Below are 211 nucleotides of genomic sequence, written 5' to 3' on the forward strand. Positions count from 1 at the left end.
CACTTCGAGTAGTTTCGCTTCTACACGTCCATCAACTTTGCGTTGTGCGTTATCAGAATTAACACTGCGCTTAAGCTTGATAGTGGCGTCAAGGCCTTCATTGACGAACTTTCTCACGACATTGGTGATGGTTGGCTCACTGATTCCATGATCTGAAGCGCACTGCTTGTAGGTCTTAACTGGCGGGTGATTGGCATCCATGTCTTTAAGA

Annotated in this window: 1 protein-coding gene; it reads right to left on the bottom strand. The window is 46.4% G+C overall.

Features of this window, described 5'->3' with window-relative positions; genetic code table 11:
• The coding region (locus FD23_RS09040; protein WP_155515456.1) for a helix-turn-helix domain-containing protein at positions 1 to 211 on the bottom strand (211 nt) is incomplete at both ends.

This window comes from Lactobacillus delbrueckii subsp. delbrueckii DSM 20074 = JCM 1012 (assembly GCF_001433875.1).
GTDB classification, from domain to species: Bacteria; Bacillota; Bacilli; order Lactobacillales; family Lactobacillaceae; genus Lactobacillus; species Lactobacillus delbrueckii.